This window comes from Sinomonas sp. G460-2, from assembly GCF_047759905.1.
Classification (GTDB): Bacteria; Actinomycetota; Actinomycetes; order Actinomycetales; family Micrococcaceae; genus Sinomonas.
On the sequence record NZ_JBKZWT010000021.1, the window covers coordinates 1 to 16,449 of the forward strand.

Sequence of the window (16,449 nt, forward strand, 5' to 3'; positions counted from 1 at the left end):
TGGGCGCCTGACTCGGGCAGCCTGAGCCACAGGAAGGGCACGAGGACGAGGCCGGCGAGGCCGCCCACGATGAACATCGCCCGCCAGTTGGGGACGAGGGCGAGCGCGAGGAGCGAGGTCACGACGGCGCCCACGTGGTACCCGGTCATGGTGCGCGTGGTGGCGCGGGCGCGGGATCTGGCAGGTGAGTGGTCGTTCATGAAGGCGAGCGCGACGGGCAGGCACGCCCCGAGGCCGAGGCCCGCGAGCAGCCGGAACGCGCTGAAGACGGCGACATTGGGCGCGATGACGACCGCGATCGTGAAGACCGAGAACCAGGCGACACACGCGACGAGCAGCCTTCGGCGTCCGAACTTGTCCGAGAGCGGCGCGATGAAGAGGGCGCCGAGGCCTACGCCCACGAGCGAGATCGTGGCGGCGAACGTCGCGCCCACGGGGTCGAAGCCGAGGTCCTTGGACTTGAGGAGGGTCGGGATGATGGCGCCGAGGACCACGAGGTCGAAGCCGTCGAGGACCATGGCGAGCCAGCAGAGCCAGACCGGCGCGGGGCCGGGTCGAGTGGGCAAAGCCGCCTGAGTGCGGGCGGGGGAGGGGGACGACGCTGTCACGGGAAACCTCCGGGAAGTGGAACGGATGTGAGAGGTGTATCACCCCAGCCAATCTGCCCGGAATCCTCGTTTCCGTTGAATGGAATGATGGAGGAGCCAATGGTGGAACCAGCAGGGAGGCGTCGTGGCCAACTCAAACTCCGGCGACTCGGTCGTGGACCGCGTCGTCCGCGTCCTCGAGGCGTTCCCCGAGGGCGTGAGTTCGCTCCCGCTCGGCGAGCTCGCCCAGCGCGCTGGGCTCCCGCTCACGAGCGCCCACCGGCTCGTGAGCCAGCTCGCCGAGCACCGGCTCCTCGAGCAGGCCCCGGGTGGGAAGGTCCAGCTCGGCCTGCGCCTCTGGGAGCTCGTGAACCGCAACTCGCCCACGCTCCTGCTCCGCCAGGCCGCCCTCCCTTTCATGGACGACATCCACCAGGTCCTCAACCAGAACGTGAATCTCGCCGTGCTCCAGGGCGACGACGTCCTGTTCGTCGAGCGTCTCTCCCGCCGCGGATCCGTGGCGAACCGCGCGAAGGTGGCGGGCCGCATGCCCGTTCACGTCTCGTCGGCCGGCATCGCGCTCATGTCCGGCCAGCCGCGCTCCGTGCAGAACGCCTATCTCGCGGGCTTCCGCGATCCGACGGGCCGCGCGACCCCGGACCACGTGCGCCGCCTGCTGGCGACGGCGGCCGAGCGCGGCTATGCCGAGCTCGCGGGCGTGGTCGATCCGGACACGTGGGGCATCGCCGTGCCCATCGAGGACCGCCAGCGGCGCACGGTGGCGGCGATCGGCGTCGTCGTTCCCCTCGACGAGGTGCGCATCCACCAGCTCGTGCCCGCGCTCCGCACGGCGGCGCGCGGCATCGGGCGGCAGCTGGGCGCGCCCGCCTGAACCACAGACCGGCCTCCGTGCTAGTTCATTTGCCGCCTCCGCCGAGCCCGCCGCTCCCGCCGAACCAGCCGCTCGGAGCAGGGTCGAGGTTCTGCCAGATGTGCTTGGCTTCGCGGTATTCGTCGAGCCCGGACCTGCCCAGCTCGCGGCCGATTCCGGACTTCCCGAAGCCGCCCCATTCGGCCTGCGGCACGTACGGGTGGTAGTCGTTGATCCACACGGTGCCGTGCCGGAGCGCGCCCGCGACCCTCTGGGCCTTCGAGGCGTCCGAGGTCCACACGGCCCCGGCCAGGCCGAACTCGGTGTCGTTCGCGATCGCGATGGCCTCCGCCTCGTCCCGGAACGTCTCGACGGTGAGCACGGGCCCGAACGATTCCTCCCGCACCACGCTCATGCCCGACCGGCAGTTGGCGAGCACCGTGGGCGGGTAGAAGAAGCCGTGTGCAAGCGCGCCTTCGTCCGGGATGAAGCCGCCACACAGCAGCTCGGCCCCCTCGGCGACGCCCGCTTGGACGTACGCGTGAACCTGGTCCCGGTGCTTAGCCGAGATGAGCGGCCCCGTCTCCGCCTCCGGATCGAAGGGGCCGCCCATCCGGATCTTCTGCGCCCGCTCGACCACCTCGGCGACGAACCGCTCCGCGATCGTCTCCTCGACGACGAGCCGCGCGCCCGCCGAGCAGACCTGCCCCGAGTGCAGAAAGACGGCCGTGAGGGCGTTGTCGACGGCGGCGTCCCAGTCCGCGTCCGCGAAGACGACGTTGGGGTTCTTCCCGCCGAGCTCGAACGCAACGCGCTTCACAGTCTCGGCCGCGGCCGCCATGATCGTCTGCCCCGTGCCAACGCTGCCCGTGAGCGAAACGAGGTCGACGCGCGGGTCAGAGCTGAGCGGGCCGCCCACCTTCGAGCCCGTGCCCGTCACGAGATTCGCGACGCCGGCGGGCACGCCGGCTTCCGCGAGGGTCTCCATGAGGAGGATCGAGGTCGACGGCGTGAGCTCGCTCGGCTTGAGGACGAACGAGTTCCCCGTGACGAGGGCGGGCGCGACCTTCCACGCCGCCTGAAGGAGCGGATAGTTCCAGGGCGCGATGAGCGCGCACACCCCGATCGGCTCGTACACGACGCGGCTGATGGCGTTCGGCCGCCCCGTGTCGATGACCCGCCCCGCGTCCAGGCCCGCGATCTTCCCGTAATACCGGAAGCACGCGGCGATGTCGTCCATGTCGTACTCGGCCTCGACGAGGCGCTTGCCCGTGTCGAGGGCCTCGGCGCGCGCGTACACGGCCTTGTCCCGCTCGAGGAGGTCGGCAACGCGGAGCATGACCGCGCCGCGCTCGAGGTCCGTCTTGCGCCGCCACGGGCCGCGGTCGAACGCGGAGCGCGCGCTCGCGATCGCGCGCTCCGCATCCGCCGACGTGGACGAGACGACGACCGCCACCTCACTGCCGTCCGCAGGGCACCGCACGGTGGTCGTACCGCCGTCGGACGCTTGTTGCCAAGCCCCGTCGATGTACAGCCCCTTGACGGTGCGCCCTTCTCGGGTTGCCTCCTCGCGGACGGCACCCTCGCGGACATGGTGAACGGCGGCGGTCATCGTCTCTCCTATCGTGTCGAAGCTGACTGTGTGCTCCCGGCTACTTGAGCCAGGCGGCAACCTTGTCAGAGTTGGCGTCGATCCACTTCTTGGCCGCAGCCTCGGGGCTCATGTTGTCCTTCGCGATGTACCCGGCGACCGTGTTCTGGTCCTGATTGGTCCACTTGAAGTTCTTGACGAGGCCGTACGCGGGGCTGCCGGAATTGGCGAACTTGGTCGAAACGATCTTGTTGAGGTCGTACTTCGGGTAGTCGCACGCGATCTTCGCCGCATCGGCGTCGCAGCCGTCCGTGTAGGAGGGCAGGTTGACCTTGACGAGCGGCACCTCGGACATGAACCACTGCGGCTCGTAGAAGTAGCCGATGAGCGGAGTGTGGTTCTGCTCGGCCTGGCGGAATGCCTGGATCAGGGCCGGCTCGCTTCCCGCGTACACGACCTTGAAGTTGAGGCCGAGGTTCTTCACGAGGGCCTCGTCGTTGGTCACGTACGAGGGGTCGCCGTCAAGAAGCTGGCCCTGGCCGCCCGATTCAGAGCTCTTGAACAGCTCGGCGTACTTGTTCAGATTCTTGGCGTCCGTGATGTCGGGGTACTGCTTGGCCATCCACGGCGGCACGTACCAGCCGATCACGCCGGTGTTGCCGGTCGGCCCGGCATCGACGGCTGTCTTCTGCTGCTTGATGTACTTGTCCGTGAGCTCCGGGTGGCCCCAGTTCTCGAGGATGGTGTCCACCTCGCCGCTGCCGAAGCCCTGCCACGACACCTCTTCCTTGAGGGTCTTGTAGTTGACAGTGCAGCCGAGCTTCTGCTTGGCCACCGTGCCGACGACGTAGGCGTCCGCCTCGTAGCCCACCCACGGGTTGACGGCGACGTTCAACGCGCCGCACTTCGCGGAGCTTCCGCCGCCGTTCGAGGCGCTCGAGATGTCCCCGCCGCCGCACGCGGTCAGCGCGAGCGTCGATGTCATCACCGCACTCAGGACGACGGCCGCGAAGGCCTTCTTCTTGACCGGCTTTTCCGGACCCCCACTGGTTTCAATCCATTTCTTCATGGGTTTTCCTTTGTCAGGCGCGGCCCAGGCGGGCAGCGGTGTATTGGGTAATGCGGTCGAGCATGACGCCGAGGGCCGTGATGGCGATCCCGGCGGCAAGCCCCTTGCCAAACAGCTGGCTCTGAGAGAACCCGGACACGACGAGGTAGCCGAGCCCGCCGCCGCCCACGAGGCCGCCGACGACGACCATGGACAGCACGTACAGGAGGCCCTGGTTCGCGGCGAGGACCACCGCGGCGCGGGACATGGGCAGCTGGACCTTTGAGACCATCTGCCACGACGTGGTCCCCATGGACTCCGAGGCCTCGACGGTCGTGGGCGAGACGCCGCGGATGCCGTCCGCGACGAGCTTCGTGGCGATCGGCACTCCGTACGCGAGTGCGGCGACGATCGCCGTGAACCGCGTGGGGCCGAAGAGCGCGAGCGCCGGGACGAGGTACACGAACGGCGGGATGGTCTGGAACGCGTCGAGAACAGGCCGGATGATCGAGTCGGCGAGCTTGTTGCGCCCCATCCACACTCCGACGGCGACGGCCACGACGATGACCAGGAGCGTCGCGACGAGGGTCGTCGCGAGCGTCTTCATGCTCTCGTTCCAGAGGCCGGTTCCCAGGATGACGGCCTCGCACGCGAGGGTCACGACGGCGGCTCGCACCCCACCGAGGGCCAGGGCGACGCCGAGCAGCACGAGCGCCATGAGCCACCAGGGCGATTGCGCGAGGAGGGACTCGAGCGGGTTGACGAGCAACGCCGTGATCGTGTCCTTGAGCCATCCCGTGAAGCCCGAGAACGTGTTCACGATCCACTGGGCCGCGTTCGAGACCACCGTGGCGAGCGGAGTCCCCAGATTGGGCGAGGAGGGGAACTGCGCGAACGCCAGGTAGTTGTGCGAGAGATAGAGGGCGACGGCGGTGACCACCGCTCCGGCGACGATGGCGAGGCGTCGAAACCGGGGCCCGCGGAGGCCGCCCGTCGACGACCCGCGCTGGACGCGGGCCTGGACGCTCGAGCGCTCGGAGGCGGCCGTCGTCGTACGGTCGAGCATGATCGCCATGAGGACGATGGCGAGGCCCGAGACGAAGGCCGAGCCGATGTCGAGCGATTGGAGTGCCTGCAGCACGGGCTGACCCAGTCCGGGACCGTTGATGAGGGCGGCGATCGTGGCCATGGACAGGGCCGCCATCGTGCACTGGTTGATGCCGACCACGATCGTGCGCCGCGCCATGGGCAGCTGCACCTTGACGAGGGTCTGCCAGGCGGTGCCGCCCATGGACGTCACGGCCTCGAGCGTGGTGGGCGAGACGTTTCGGATGCCGTGCTCCGTGATCCGCACGAGCGGCGGGAGCGAGTAGATGATCGTCGTGACGATCGCGGCGGCCGGGCCGATGCCGAAGACGAGCGCGAGAGGCGCGAGATACGCGAAGGAGGGAAGCGTCTGCATGAGATCGAGCACCGGCGTGACGATCGCGGACACGTGGCGGCTGCGGGCCATCCAGATGCCGAGCGGGGGGCCGAGAATGGCACACAGGCCGACGGCGACGAACGTCATGATGAGCGTGTCGATGCTCTGCTGCCAGTAGCCGAAGAAGCCGAAGAGAAGCACGCACGCGGCGACCAGGAGCATCGAGCGCACCCCGGCCAGCGCGAACGCGAGCCAAGCGAGCAGGACGACGATTCCGAGCCACCCGATCTGGGGAACCGGCCGCACGGCCGAGGCCTGGCTGGAGAGGCTCTGCAGCGAGGTGACGAGGCCGTTGAGCCCGTCCGTGATCGGTTGGACGACGTACTCGAAGACGGCCGAGTTGGTGCGGGCGGCGTCGAAGCTGTCACGGACGCTGTTGAGCCAGAGATGGAAGTCGGTCTTTTCCGCCCCGCCGATCTCGAGCGTCTGGGATCCCCGAATGGCGGCCCAGACGGCGAACCAGAGGACGACGATTGCGGCGAGGAGGACGGCCCGCCAGTGGCGGCGGAGGAAGGTCGCCGTCTTGACCGTCGGGGCAGCCGCTGTCGGCGGGCGCGTCGCGGGTTCCGCGGCGCGTTCCCTCGTGCCCGTTGCCGTGCTCACGATGCCTCCTCGGCGACGACGACGCGCAGGATGTCGTCGTCGTCGACCAGTCCGAGGAACTGTTCGCCGTCGTACACGCGGACGGGAAGCGCGGAGTGCAGGACCTTACGTGCCGCCTCGCGGACCACCCGGTTCGCCTGCATCACCGGCCCGTCGAGGGACTCGCCCTCGCGCGGCGCCCGCACGACGTACCGCAGCGTGAGGACGTGCGAGCGGGGGACGTCGGAGACGAAGTCCCGGACATAGTCGTCCGCGGGGTTGGCGACCACTTCCGCCGGGGTGCCGATCTGCACGATCTCTCCGTCGCGCATGATGAGGATGCGGTCGCCGAGCTTGAGCGCCTCTTGGAGATCGTGGGTGATGAACACCATCGTCTTGCCCACTTCCTCGTGCAGGCGGCAGACCTCGTTCTGCATGTCGCGGCGGATCAGCGGATCGAGCGCTGAGAACGGCTCGTCGAAGAGCATGACGTCTGGGTCGACCGCAAGCGCGCGTGCCAGGCCCACGCGCTGCTGCATGCCGCCCGAAAGCTGGTCCGGGAAGGAGCGCTCGTACCCGGAGAGACCTACGAGCTCGACCATCTCCTGGGCTCGTGCGAGCCGTTGGGACTTGCCCTCGCCGCGGACCTCGAGGCCGTAGGCCACGTTGTCGATGACTTTCCTGTGAGGAAGCAGCCCGAACTGCTGGAAGACCATGGCCATGTGGTTCCGGCGTAGTGAACGCAGCTTCGTCTTGTTCGCCCGCGTGACGTCCTCGCCGTCGATCGTGACCGTGCCCGCGGTCGGCTCGATGAGTCGCGTGAGCAGGCGCACGAGCGTGGACTTGCCGGAGCCGGAGAGGCCCATGACGACGAAGACCTCGCCACGCGCGACCTCGAAGGAGACGTCCTTGACGGCCGCGAGGCATCCGGTCTTGCCCTGGAGCTCCTTGCGGCTGAGGTGCTCGTCCGGCGTGCCGAGGATCTTGTCGGCCTTCGGACCGAAGATCTTCCACAGGCCCTCGACGCTGAGGGCAGGTTCGCCGGAGTCTGCGCGGAGAGCCGCGCGGCGGGCTGAGGTGGGGTCAATGACTGGGGCGCTCATGATGCCTTCTCGAGTCGGCTGTGGCGGTAGAAGGGCTCAGGCTCCGCGGGGAGGGCCCGGCCAAGGATGAGGTCCGCGGCCTTCTCCGCGAGCATCATGACGGGAGCGAAGATGTTCCCGTTGGTCACGTAGGGCATGGCCGAGGCGTCCGCGACGCGGAGTCCTTCCGTTCCGTGGACCTTCATAGTGAGCGGGTCGACGACGGCCGTCGGATCCGAGGCCGGACCCATCTTCGCCGTGCAGGACGGGTGCAGGGCCGTCTCGGCGTCCCGTGCGACCCAGTCGAGGATCTCCTGGTCCGTCGTGACGCTCGCGCCAGGTGAGATCTCGCCGCCATTGAACGGCGCCATTGCCGGCTGGCGGAGGATCTCGCGGGAAACGTTGACGGCCTCAATCCATTCGCGGCGGTCGTTCTCGGTCGAGAGGTAGTTGAACAGGATCGAGGGACGTGCCGCGGGATCCGAGGAGCGGATCTTGAGGCGGCCGCGCACATCGGAGTACATCGGCCCGACGTGCACCTGGTAGCCGTGCTTGACTGGGGCCTTCTTGCCGTCATAGCGGACGGCGACCGGGAGGAAGTGGTACATGAGGTTCGGGTAGTCGACATCGTCGTTCGACCGGACGAAGCCGCCTCCCTCGAAATGGTTGGTGGCTGCGGGACCCGTTCGGCCCAGGATCCACTCGAGCCCGATGAAGGGCATGCGCCACAGGTCGAGCGAGGGCTGCTGGGAGACGGGCTGGAGGCACGCGTGCTGGACGTACACCTCGAGGTGGTCCTGCAGGTTCTCGCCGACGCCGGGGAGCTCGACTCGCGGCGCGATGCCGACCGAGCGCAGGTGCTCGGGGTCGCCGATGCCTGAGAGCTGGAGGAGCTGCGGGGTGTTGAACGCACCGCCGCACAGGATGACCTCGCCCGCGCTCGCCGTGTGGTTCTGCCGCCCGTGGCGGAAGGTCACCCCCGTGGCGCGGGTGCCCTGGAATTCGATCCCCGTGACGTACGCGAGGGTCTGGACCGTGACGTTGGACCGCTTGCGGGCGGGGCGCAGATAGCCTCGGGAGGCCGAGTAGCGCTCGCCCTTGTGGACGTTCCGGTCGAACGGGCCGAAGCCCTCCTGCCGGAAGCCGTTGACGTCGTCGGTGCGCGGATATCCGGCCTCGACGGCGGCGTCGAAGAACGCTTGGAACAGCGGGTTCGTGGCCGGGCCGCGCTCGAGGATGAGCGGTCCGTCGTGACCGCGGTACGGGTCGTCGGGTGCGGCGGCGAGGGCGTTCTCCATGCGCTTGAAGTAAGGCAGGCAATGGGCGAAGTCCCACGCCTCCATGCCCGGGTCGGCGCCCCACCGCTCGTAGTCCAGCGGATTGCCGCGCTGGAAGATCATGCCGTTGATTGAGCTCGAGCCACCGAGGACCTTGCCCCGGGCGTGGGCTACGCGACGCCCATCCATGAACGGTTCCGGGTCGGACTCGTAGCGCCAGTCGTAGAACGGGCTACCGCTCGGAAACGTGAGCGCAGCGGGCATCTGGATGAAGAGATCCCAGGGGTAGTCGCTCCGACCGGCCTCCAGGACGAGAACGGTTCGGTCCCCGTCAACGCTGAGGCGGTCGGCAAGGACAGAGCCGGCGCTTCCACCGCCGACAATGATGTAGTCGTAGTGTTTCACTGCCATGTTCGTTGCTCCTTGGGTGGATCAGATGCCCTGAGCCGCAGGCCTTCTGGCGGTGCGGTGGTCATGTCGTCTCCTTCTTGTTCCGATGGATTGAGCAGTCAGACCGGGAGAAGGCGACGAGTGAGTCGTCGCATCACGAGAGGAACCAGTTCCGAGTGAATTGCGTTGTGTGCAACACCTCTCGGTATTCACAACAGTGAGCCATCTCACAGATGGGTGTCAAGCACTTCGCGGGTAAGAAGCGAGTAAGAAGAATGTCACCGGGCGCCCGGGCCGGACGGCGGTCGGGGCGATTGACACGCGGAGCCCCGCGGCCTAGTCTGATTGATATATCAGACGTTCACTTGCAGCTATATCAGAAGCCCATCCGGGGTCCTAGAGGAGGTCCTCGATGATCTCGTCGATGCTCAGTGTGCGCAGGAGCAGGTCCAGCGAGTCCTCTTCGGGCCTGCGCCATTCAAGGTCTCCCGCGGCGTCGCCAAACAGGGGAACGGCTGGCAGCGGCGCGGAGGCGCGCGGGGTGCGGCGCTTCACGAAAGCCGCCTCGGAGAAGGCTGGCTGCGCGCGGTGAGCGGACCGAATCCTTCCCGCGCGAGATCGTGCAGCAGCTGGTGGTAGCTGGACAGTGCCAGAGGGGGCGCCTGGCGGAGGTCTGCGAAGGTCGCGTGGGGCCTGTCGACGCGGTAGAGCGCGAGAAGGGCCTGATCTTCTTGCTCGTCGTCGAGCCCTTGGTAGCTTCCGACTTCGCGGTTGTCCGTCAATGCCCGCGCATAGTGGCCCAGCTGTTCATTCGGTGTCGGGTTGCCGGCACGGTTCCAAGCCTGGACGACTCCATCGATGTCCAACATGGCCCCGCCCTCCCTTGCTGCTGATGGCGGTCGGTGCGGGATCTGGATCCCGCTCCGGGTGATTCTTTAACTCTAAACCTGTGAGTTCACATGTCAAGGGTTTATACTGAATTCACGGACTGGATCAGGAGAACGGTCGGGAGAGTGGGCGCTGTCTGAGGCCCGGGGGAGGATGAGCCAATGAGCAGCTGGAGAGAGCAACTGGCCTTTGCGCCTTTGGAGAACGCCGAACGCGGCGAGGAGATCGGGCGCCGGATCCGCAATGCGATCGAGTTGGGGTGCTCGAAGACGGAACGCAGCTCCCCAGCGAGAGCGATCTTGCGGCGATGATGGGTGTCTCCACCCAGACCCTCCGTGCTGCCCTGGCGGAGCTTCGCCATCTTGGGCTCGTCGAGACGCGTCGCGGCCGCGGAGGCGGCAGCTTCGTGAAGGCGAATACCGGCGACATCGCGAAAGCCCGGAGGGAGACCCTTGCCGGGTACTCACTCGAGGATCTGCGTGACATCAGAGAGTATCGCGCCGTGCTGGCCGGTTCCGCCGCGGCCGCCGCGGCCGCCAGAACACAGCAGGTTGCCGTGGGTCGGCTTGAATCGCTTGGGGCGATGGTCGCGACGGTCCACGACCCAGCGGACATGACGCGGGCAGACAGCCGCTTTCACATGGAGCTCGCTGCCGCCTCGCGGTCCGTGCGGCTCACGCGGCAGGAGATGGCCCTCCAGGCGGAAGTCGGGCCGCTCATCTGGACGAGCTCGGCCGACGGCGGGCGCCAGGCGGCGCACGACCATGCGGCCATCGTGGACGCCGTGCGGCGCGGTGACGTTGTCCTTGCACGGACCCGAGCCGAAGAGCACGTCCGGCACGACATGAACCGCCTCATCGACTTGCGCATGTCCATGGACACGGCCGCTCCGGGGGCGCCGCCGAACGTGGGCGACGAGGATCGTATCGTCGCGTCGGTCAAAGCCCTCGCTCGGGCGATCGTGGAAAGGGCGGTCGCCTCGATCCGTATCGTGGAGGACACCGTTCAGGCCGGGCTCGACGCTGCACCGGACGGCGAACCAGGCGGGCTCAAGGCCGTCGACGGGGCTGCCCAGGCGGTTCTCAGCAGCCACGTGTCCGTCCTCTACGGGCTGGGGTTCCTGGGGGAAGCGTCGTTTTTCGGCGAACCCGTCATGGCGTGGTCCTACATCCCTCCCGGCAGCCAGATGCCGCGACGGCTCGACATGGATCTCCAGTTCTACGACTACGCGAGCGCTCCATGGTGGCCGGCGAACGAGGCCGAGGACAAGGTTCACGCAAGCTATGCGTACGTGGACGCCAACGGCTCCAACGCCTACATCATCACGTTCAGCAAGAAGGTGCTCAGGGGAAGCAGGATGATCGGCGCGGCCGAGTCGGACGTCCTGATCAGCCAGTTGCAGGCGCAATTCGCCCCGCTCTTGGACGGCCTTCCGCGGGAATCGTGCGTCGTCGACCAGAACGACGTGGTCATCGCCACCAATTCGGGGAGCCTTGTGGGCGGGATCTTCGACAGGTCTGGGCCTGGCGGGAGGAGCATCGCCCTCCCCGAGGTGCCCTGGCGTCTCGAGATTGCGGAACCCAACGCGCCGGAAAAGCGGTAGGCAGCGACGGCAGCCGAGTGAGGCCGCCGCCGCTGCCCACCGAACAGGACCAACTGAAGCGGTCAGTTCTTGATGTAGCCGTTGGGGTTGAGGACGTACTTGGTGGCGGCGCCGGCGTCGAATTCGGCGTAGCCGCGAGGTGCTTCCTCGAGCGGGATGGCCTTGGCGTTGACGGCCTTGGCGATCTGGACCTTGTCGTGCAGGATCGCCATCATCAAGCCCCGGTTGTACTTCATGACGGGGCACTGGCCGGTGGTGAAGGACAAGGACTTCGCCCATCCAGTGCCCAATGACAGGGAGAGGGATCCGCGCTGGGCGGCCTCGTCGATCCCGCCGGGGTCGCCGGTGACGTACAGGCCCGGGATGCCCAGGGCGCCGCCGGCGGCGGTGAGGTCCATGAGGGAGTTCAGCACCGTGGCGGGGGCCTCGTGCGAGGCGTCCTTGCCGTGGCCGCGGGCCTCGAAGCCCACGGCGTCGACGCCGCAGTCCACCTCCGGGACCCCGAGGAGCTGCTCGATCTGGTCTCTGGGGTCGCCGTTGGAGACGTTGACCGTCTCGCAGCCGAACGAGCGGGCCTGGGCGAGGCGGTCCTCGTTCATGTCCCCGACGATGACGACGGCGGCGCCCAGCAGCTGCGCCCCGGCGGCGGCGGCGAGCCCGACCGGCCCGGCACCCGCGATGTAGACGGTGGAGCCGACCCCGACTCCCGCGCTGACGGCGCCGTGGAAGCCGGTGGGGAAGATGTCCGAGAGCATCGTCAGGTCCATGATCTTCTCGAGCGCCTGGTCCCGGTCCGGGAACCTCAGCAGGTTCCAGTCGGCGTACGGGACCAGGACGTACTCGGCCTGACCCCCGACCCAGCCGCCCATGTCGACGTACCCGTAGGCGGACCCGGGCCGGTCCGGGTTGACGTTGAGGCAGATCCCGGTCTTGCGCTCCTTGCAGTTCCGGCACCGGCCGCAGGAGATGTTGAACGGGACCGAGACGATGTCCCCGACCTTGACGAACTCCACATCCGGGCCGACCTCGACGACCTCGCCGGTGATCTCGTGACCCAGCACGAGGTCCCTGGGGGCGGTGGTGCGGCCGCGGACCATGTGCTGGTCCGAGCCGCAGATGTTGGTCGAGACGGTCCGCAGGATCGCCCCGTGCGGGACCCTCCGGCCCACATTCGCGGGGTTCACCCCGGGCCCGTCCTTGAGCTCGAACGTGGGGTAGTCCGTGTCGATGACCTCCACGACACCGGGCTCCTTGTAGGCAACAGCCTTGTTTCCCGACATATCACTCCTCCTTGCTCGTTGTCCGATTGCTCGTTGTCCGAAAGCGATGCTTCGGCGCCCGCCTCCCCAGGCATCAGTCGCCGAAGCACCGTTCACGAAAACGAGTGATCCCCAGGCGGCAGAGTCGGGAGACCCAAGGACTGATTGGGTCTCCCGACTGTGCTCACAGGCCTACGGCTGCTCCCGCGGACGCGACGGCGTGGTCGTTCTCCACCGTGCTTCCGCTGACGCCGATCGCACCGATGATGTCGCCGTCGCTCGAATGCAGGGGGAGTCCGCCCGGGAAGGTAATGAGGCCACCGTTGGACACCTCGATGTTGAACAGGGGACCGCCCGGCTGGGAGAGTTCGCCGATCGATCCGGTCGCCATGTCGAAGAAGCGCGCGGTGCGGGCCTTCTTGATGGAGATGTCGATGCTGCCGAGCCATGCGCCATCCATGCGCGTGAACGCCTTCAGGTTGCCGCCGCCGTCGACAACGGCGATGTTCATGGCGGTCCCGGCGCCGTCGGCCGCCTCACGCGCCGCGGACAGCACGGCATCCGCCTGGGTCTGGGTGATATCGGACATAGTTGCTCCTTTGATGGGGTTGGACAAGGCAGGTTCAGGGACGTGTGTGGCTGATCTCGAACGGCATCTCGTCGAGATCGATGAGGGGGTTGTCGTCTTGGGTGGCCACAAGCTCGCGGGCTTCGGCCGCGGTGTCCACACTCGGCATCGAGCCGGGCAGCGGCCGGCGGGCGGCTTCGCGCAGGAAGTAGACGGCAACGGCACCGACGACCGAGGTCGCCATGAGGTAGTACGCCGGGGCCATGTCGTTATGCGTGAGCTCGATCAGGGCCTGGACGATGAAGGGCGTGGGGCCGCCGAAGATGGCCACGGCGAAGTTGTAGGCGATGCCCATGCCGCTGTAGCGGCTCGAGGTCGGGAACTGCGCAGGCAGGGCCGAGGCAAGATTGCCCACGTAGAACGCCACTGGCAAGGCGATGAGGGCCAGCCCCGCGAAGGTGGACCAGACGGCACCCACTGAGATGAGCAGGAAAGCGGGGACCGAGAAAAGGATGGTGCTTCCGGCTCCGATCCACAGCACCGGCCGGCGCCCGACCCGGTCGGAAAGCCTTCCGGTGAGGGGGATGCACAGCGACATCACGACCAGGACCGGGATGGTCAGGAGGGTGCCGTGAACGGGGTCATAGCCCTTTGCGTCGGTCAGATATGTCGGCATGTACGACGTCAGGGCGTAGCCCACGGAATTCGCGGCCGCCGCCAGGATCATGGCGAGCACGATCTGACGCCAATATGCCTTCACAACGCCGAGCGGGCCCTTGGCAAAGGCGACATCAGCAGCGACAGCGTGAGCAGCCACGGCCTCCTGCGCGTGGAGCGTCGCCTGGAACTGCGGGGATTCCTCGATCTTGAACCGGAAGTAGATCGCGATCGCTCCCAGTGGGCCCGCCGCAAGGAACGGCAGCCTCCAGCCCCACTGCTCCATCGCGTCCTGGCTTACCGTCAGCTGCAGGACGGACACGAAGGCAGCGCCGAGGGCGAATCCGATGTACGAACCCATGTCCAGGAAGCTCGCGAAGAAGCCGCGCCGCTTGTCCGGAGCGTATTCGCACACGAATGTCGTAGCGCCCGCGTACTCGCCGCCCGTCGAGAATCCCTGCACGAGCTTCAGGGCGACGAGCAGCGCGGCCGCCCCCGCGCCGATCTGGGCGTACCCCGGGAGGAGGCCGACCCCCAGGGTGCTGGCTGACATGAGGATGAGGGTCGCGGCAAGGATCCTCTGGCGGCCGACCCTGTCGCCGAGCCAGCCGAAGACGACGCCTCCCAGTGGCCGGGCGATGAAGGTCGCGGCGAACGTGCCGAGCAGGAACAGTGTCTGGACGGTCTTGTCTGCTTCCGGGAGGAACACGGGCCCCATCGTGGTGATGAGGTAGCCGAAGACGCCGACGTCGTACCACTCCATCGTGTTGCCGACGATCATGCCGCCGATGGCCTTCCGGAGCATCGGGTGGTCAACGACGTTGATGTCGGACACGACGAGGCGTCGGCGCTCGCGCGACGGCCTACCGGTGCCGGGTCCTACTTCGTGGTGACGATCCAAGGCCGTACGCACCTCGAATTCGCGTGGATGATTGGTGTTCTCTTCGATGGTGGCATCACCTTTGATGGTCATGAAGAGCTCCTCTCGCTGAATTTCGGCAACGGCTCAGGCGTGGCCGTCCACCGTGATTCCGGGCGGTAAGTTGGGCTCCTCCTCAGACTCCTGGAGGTAGATGTCGCCGTCACGTACTTCGACGGCGTGCACACGCACGGGCAGTTTCGCTGGCGGTGCATCCACTGTGCCTGTCCGCAGGTCGAACTTGGACGCGTGCAGGGGGCATTCGACCTCGCAGCCTTCCACGTACCCATCGGCAAGCGAGGCGTCCTGATGCGTACAGGTGTCGTCGATCGCGAACAGTTCGCCCTCTTCGGTGTGGAAGAGCGCGATCGGGGGCCGTGTCTCGAGCCGCACGGCATCGCCGGCGGCCAGTTCGGACAGGGGGCAGATGCGGGTCATTGGCTTGCCCATGGTGGTTCTCCTCGACGCGGTCAGCTGGCAGGGGTGATGTCCCCGACTCGTTCCATGACCCAGTCGTGGAACGTGCCGATGTGGTGCTCGCTTGGGACGAGCACGCCGCCCTTCGCGTAGATGCGGGACGCCATGGCCGGCTGGCAGCGCTCGCAGGCGTCGAAATCCTGCTGGTTGACGCGGTGGAAGAGCTCGACGGAGGCGGTGACGTCCTTGCCGCTCTCCACGACCGAGGGCAGGTAGAGCCAGTCGCATTCGACGATCGTGCGATCGGCGGCGAGCGGGAACATCCGGTGGATGATCACGTGGTCCGGGACCAGGTTCACGAACACGGTCGGCTTGATCGTGATGGCGTAGTACCGGCGGTCCTGGTCGACGCCAACCCCGGGGATGTGGTCGAAGCCCTCGGAGCCGTCGATCGTGAAGCCCTTGATGTTCTCTCCGAATTCGGCGCCGTGGCCCACGAAGTACTGAGCGGCGAGGCCATCGGCAAACTCGGGCAGGACCTCGGTGAGCTCGGGGTGGATCGTCGCGCAGTGGTAGCACTCCATGAAGTTCTCGATGATGAGCTTCCAGTTGGCCTTGACGTCGTAGGTGATGCGGCGGCCCAGGCTCAGGTTTGCCACGTCGTAGCCGTCGATCTTGTGAACGTCGCCCAGACGCTCCTCGATGGCGCCCATGACCTCGTCCTCGAAGGACGGCGGCTCTTCGGCGAGGCACAGCCACACGTAGCCGAGGTGCTCGCGGAGGTGGACCTTGACGAGGCCGTACTCGTGGCGGTCGATGTCGGGCATCTTGGTCAGGTTGGGGGCGGCGACGAGCTTGCCGTCGAGATCGTACGTCCACGCGTGGTAGGGACACTGGAACGAACGCTCGGCCTGGCCGGACTCCTCCATGCACAGCTTCGCGCCGCGGTGGCGGCAGATGTTGAAGAAGGCGCGGATCTCGCCCTTGCGGTTGCGGCTGACGATGATGCTCTCGCGGCCGATCTGGACGGTCTTGAATGAGCCCGGCTTCTCCAAGTCGGCCGACCGGACGGCGCAGAACCACATCTGCTCGAAGATCCGCTCCTGCTCGGCCCGGAAGACGCCCTCGTCGGTGTAGGTGTAGCCGGGCAGCGTGGCGATGAGACTGTCCGAGAGCTTCGCGTGGTTGCCTTGGGCTGCGATCTTCTCCGGTGCCGTGGTCATGTCG

Annotated in this window: 15 protein-coding genes; 2 read left to right on the top strand and 13 right to left on the bottom strand. The window is 67.3% G+C overall.

Translation table 11 applies throughout. The annotated features are described in order from the left end of the window. The coding region (locus ACLN58_RS04265; protein WP_415854059.1) for an MFS transporter at positions 1 to 518 on the bottom strand (518 nt) is incomplete at its 3' end. A gap of 214 nt (positions 519 to 732) precedes the next feature. On the opposite strand from ACLN58_RS04265, the gene ACLN58_RS04270 reads away from it, so the two are divergent. Next, positions 733 to 1,479, top strand: a complete 747-nt coding sequence (locus ACLN58_RS04270) for an IclR family transcriptional regulator (protein ID WP_415854039.1) — start codon at positions 733 to 735, stop codon at positions 1,477 to 1,479. Between the two features lie 25 nt (positions 1,480 to 1,504). Here the strand turns inward: ACLN58_RS04270 and ACLN58_RS04275 are convergent, their stop codons facing one another. From ACLN58_RS04275 to ACLN58_RS04305, 7 genes are all read right to left on the bottom strand, one after another. Beyond that, complete coding sequence (locus ACLN58_RS04275; RefSeq protein ID WP_415854040.1) at positions 1,505 to 3,070, bottom strand: aldehyde dehydrogenase family protein; 1,566 nt, start codon at positions 3,068 to 3,070, stop codon at positions 1,505 to 1,507. A gap of 40 nt (positions 3,071 to 3,110) precedes the next feature. Beyond that, the gene (locus tag ACLN58_RS04280; protein WP_415854041.1) at positions 3,111 to 4,118 is read right to left on the bottom strand and encodes an ABC transporter substrate-binding protein; all 1,008 of its coding nucleotides are present in this window, start codon (positions 4,116 to 4,118) and stop codon (positions 3,111 to 3,113) included. Positions 4,119 to 4,131: 13 nt separating this feature from the next. Further along, positions 4,132 to 6,183 (bottom strand): ABC transporter permease, encoded by a 2,052-nt coding sequence (locus tag ACLN58_RS04285; RefSeq protein WP_415854042.1) that lies wholly within the window; start codon positions 6,181 to 6,183, stop codon positions 4,132 to 4,134. Beyond that, the gene (locus tag ACLN58_RS04290) at positions 6,180 to 7,265 is read right to left on the bottom strand and encodes a quaternary amine ABC transporter ATP-binding protein (RefSeq protein WP_415854043.1); all 1,086 of its coding nucleotides are present in this window, start codon (positions 7,263 to 7,265) and stop codon (positions 6,180 to 6,182) included. The genes ACLN58_RS04285 and ACLN58_RS04290 overlap by 4 nt, the downstream gene beginning before the upstream one ends. Continuing rightward, entirely contained in the window at positions 7,262 to 8,932 is a 1,671-nt protein-coding gene (gene betA, locus ACLN58_RS04295; RefSeq protein ID WP_415854044.1) for a choline dehydrogenase, read from the bottom strand. The genes ACLN58_RS04290 and betA overlap by 4 nt, the downstream gene beginning before the upstream one ends. A 375-nt stretch (positions 8,933 to 9,307) precedes the next feature. Continuing rightward, complete coding sequence (locus tag ACLN58_RS04300) at positions 9,308 to 9,466, bottom strand: hypothetical protein (RefSeq protein ID WP_415854045.1); 159 nt, start codon at positions 9,464 to 9,466, stop codon at positions 9,308 to 9,310. Next, positions 9,463 to 9,780, bottom strand: a complete 318-nt coding sequence (locus ACLN58_RS04305) for a hypothetical protein (protein ID WP_415854046.1) — start codon at positions 9,778 to 9,780, stop codon at positions 9,463 to 9,465. Before ACLN58_RS04305 ends, ACLN58_RS04300 begins: the two co-directional genes overlap by 4 nt. Positions 9,781 to 10,058: 278 nt before the next feature. Between ACLN58_RS04305 and ACLN58_RS04310 the strand changes: the two genes are divergently transcribed. Continuing rightward, entirely contained in the window at positions 10,059 to 11,402 is a 1,344-nt protein-coding gene (locus ACLN58_RS04310; RefSeq protein ID WP_415854047.1) for an FCD domain-containing protein, read from the top strand. 62 nt (positions 11,403 to 11,464) lie between these two features. On the opposite strand, the gene fdhA is transcribed toward ACLN58_RS04310, so the two are convergent. From fdhA to ACLN58_RS04335, 5 genes are all read right to left on the bottom strand, one after another. Next, entirely contained in the window at positions 11,465 to 12,682 is a 1,218-nt protein-coding gene (gene fdhA, locus ACLN58_RS04315) for a formaldehyde dehydrogenase, glutathione-independent (RefSeq protein ID WP_415854048.1), read from the bottom strand. Positions 12,683 to 12,845: 163 nt separating this feature from the next. Continuing rightward, positions 12,846 to 13,250: a GlcG/HbpS family heme-binding protein gene (locus tag ACLN58_RS04320; RefSeq protein WP_415854049.1), complete on the bottom strand. Its 405-nt coding sequence runs from the start codon at positions 13,248 to 13,250 to the stop codon at positions 12,846 to 12,848. A 34-nt stretch (positions 13,251 to 13,284) separates the two neighbouring features. Continuing rightward, the gene (locus ACLN58_RS04325; protein ID WP_415854050.1) at positions 13,285 to 14,859 is read right to left on the bottom strand and encodes an MFS transporter; all 1,575 of its coding nucleotides are present in this window, start codon (positions 14,857 to 14,859) and stop codon (positions 13,285 to 13,287) included. Positions 14,860 to 14,892: 33 nt separating this feature from the next. After that, complete coding sequence (locus ACLN58_RS04330; protein ID WP_415854060.1) at positions 14,893 to 15,243, bottom strand: bifunctional 3-phenylpropionate/cinnamic acid dioxygenase ferredoxin subunit; 351 nt, start codon at positions 15,241 to 15,243, stop codon at positions 14,893 to 14,895. 32 nt (positions 15,244 to 15,275) lie between these two features. Then, positions 15,276 to 16,445: an aromatic ring-hydroxylating oxygenase subunit alpha gene (locus ACLN58_RS04335; protein ID WP_415854051.1), complete on the bottom strand. Its 1,170-nt coding sequence runs from the start codon at positions 16,443 to 16,445 to the stop codon at positions 15,276 to 15,278. Between the last annotated feature and the right edge of the window lie 4 nt (positions 16,446 to 16,449).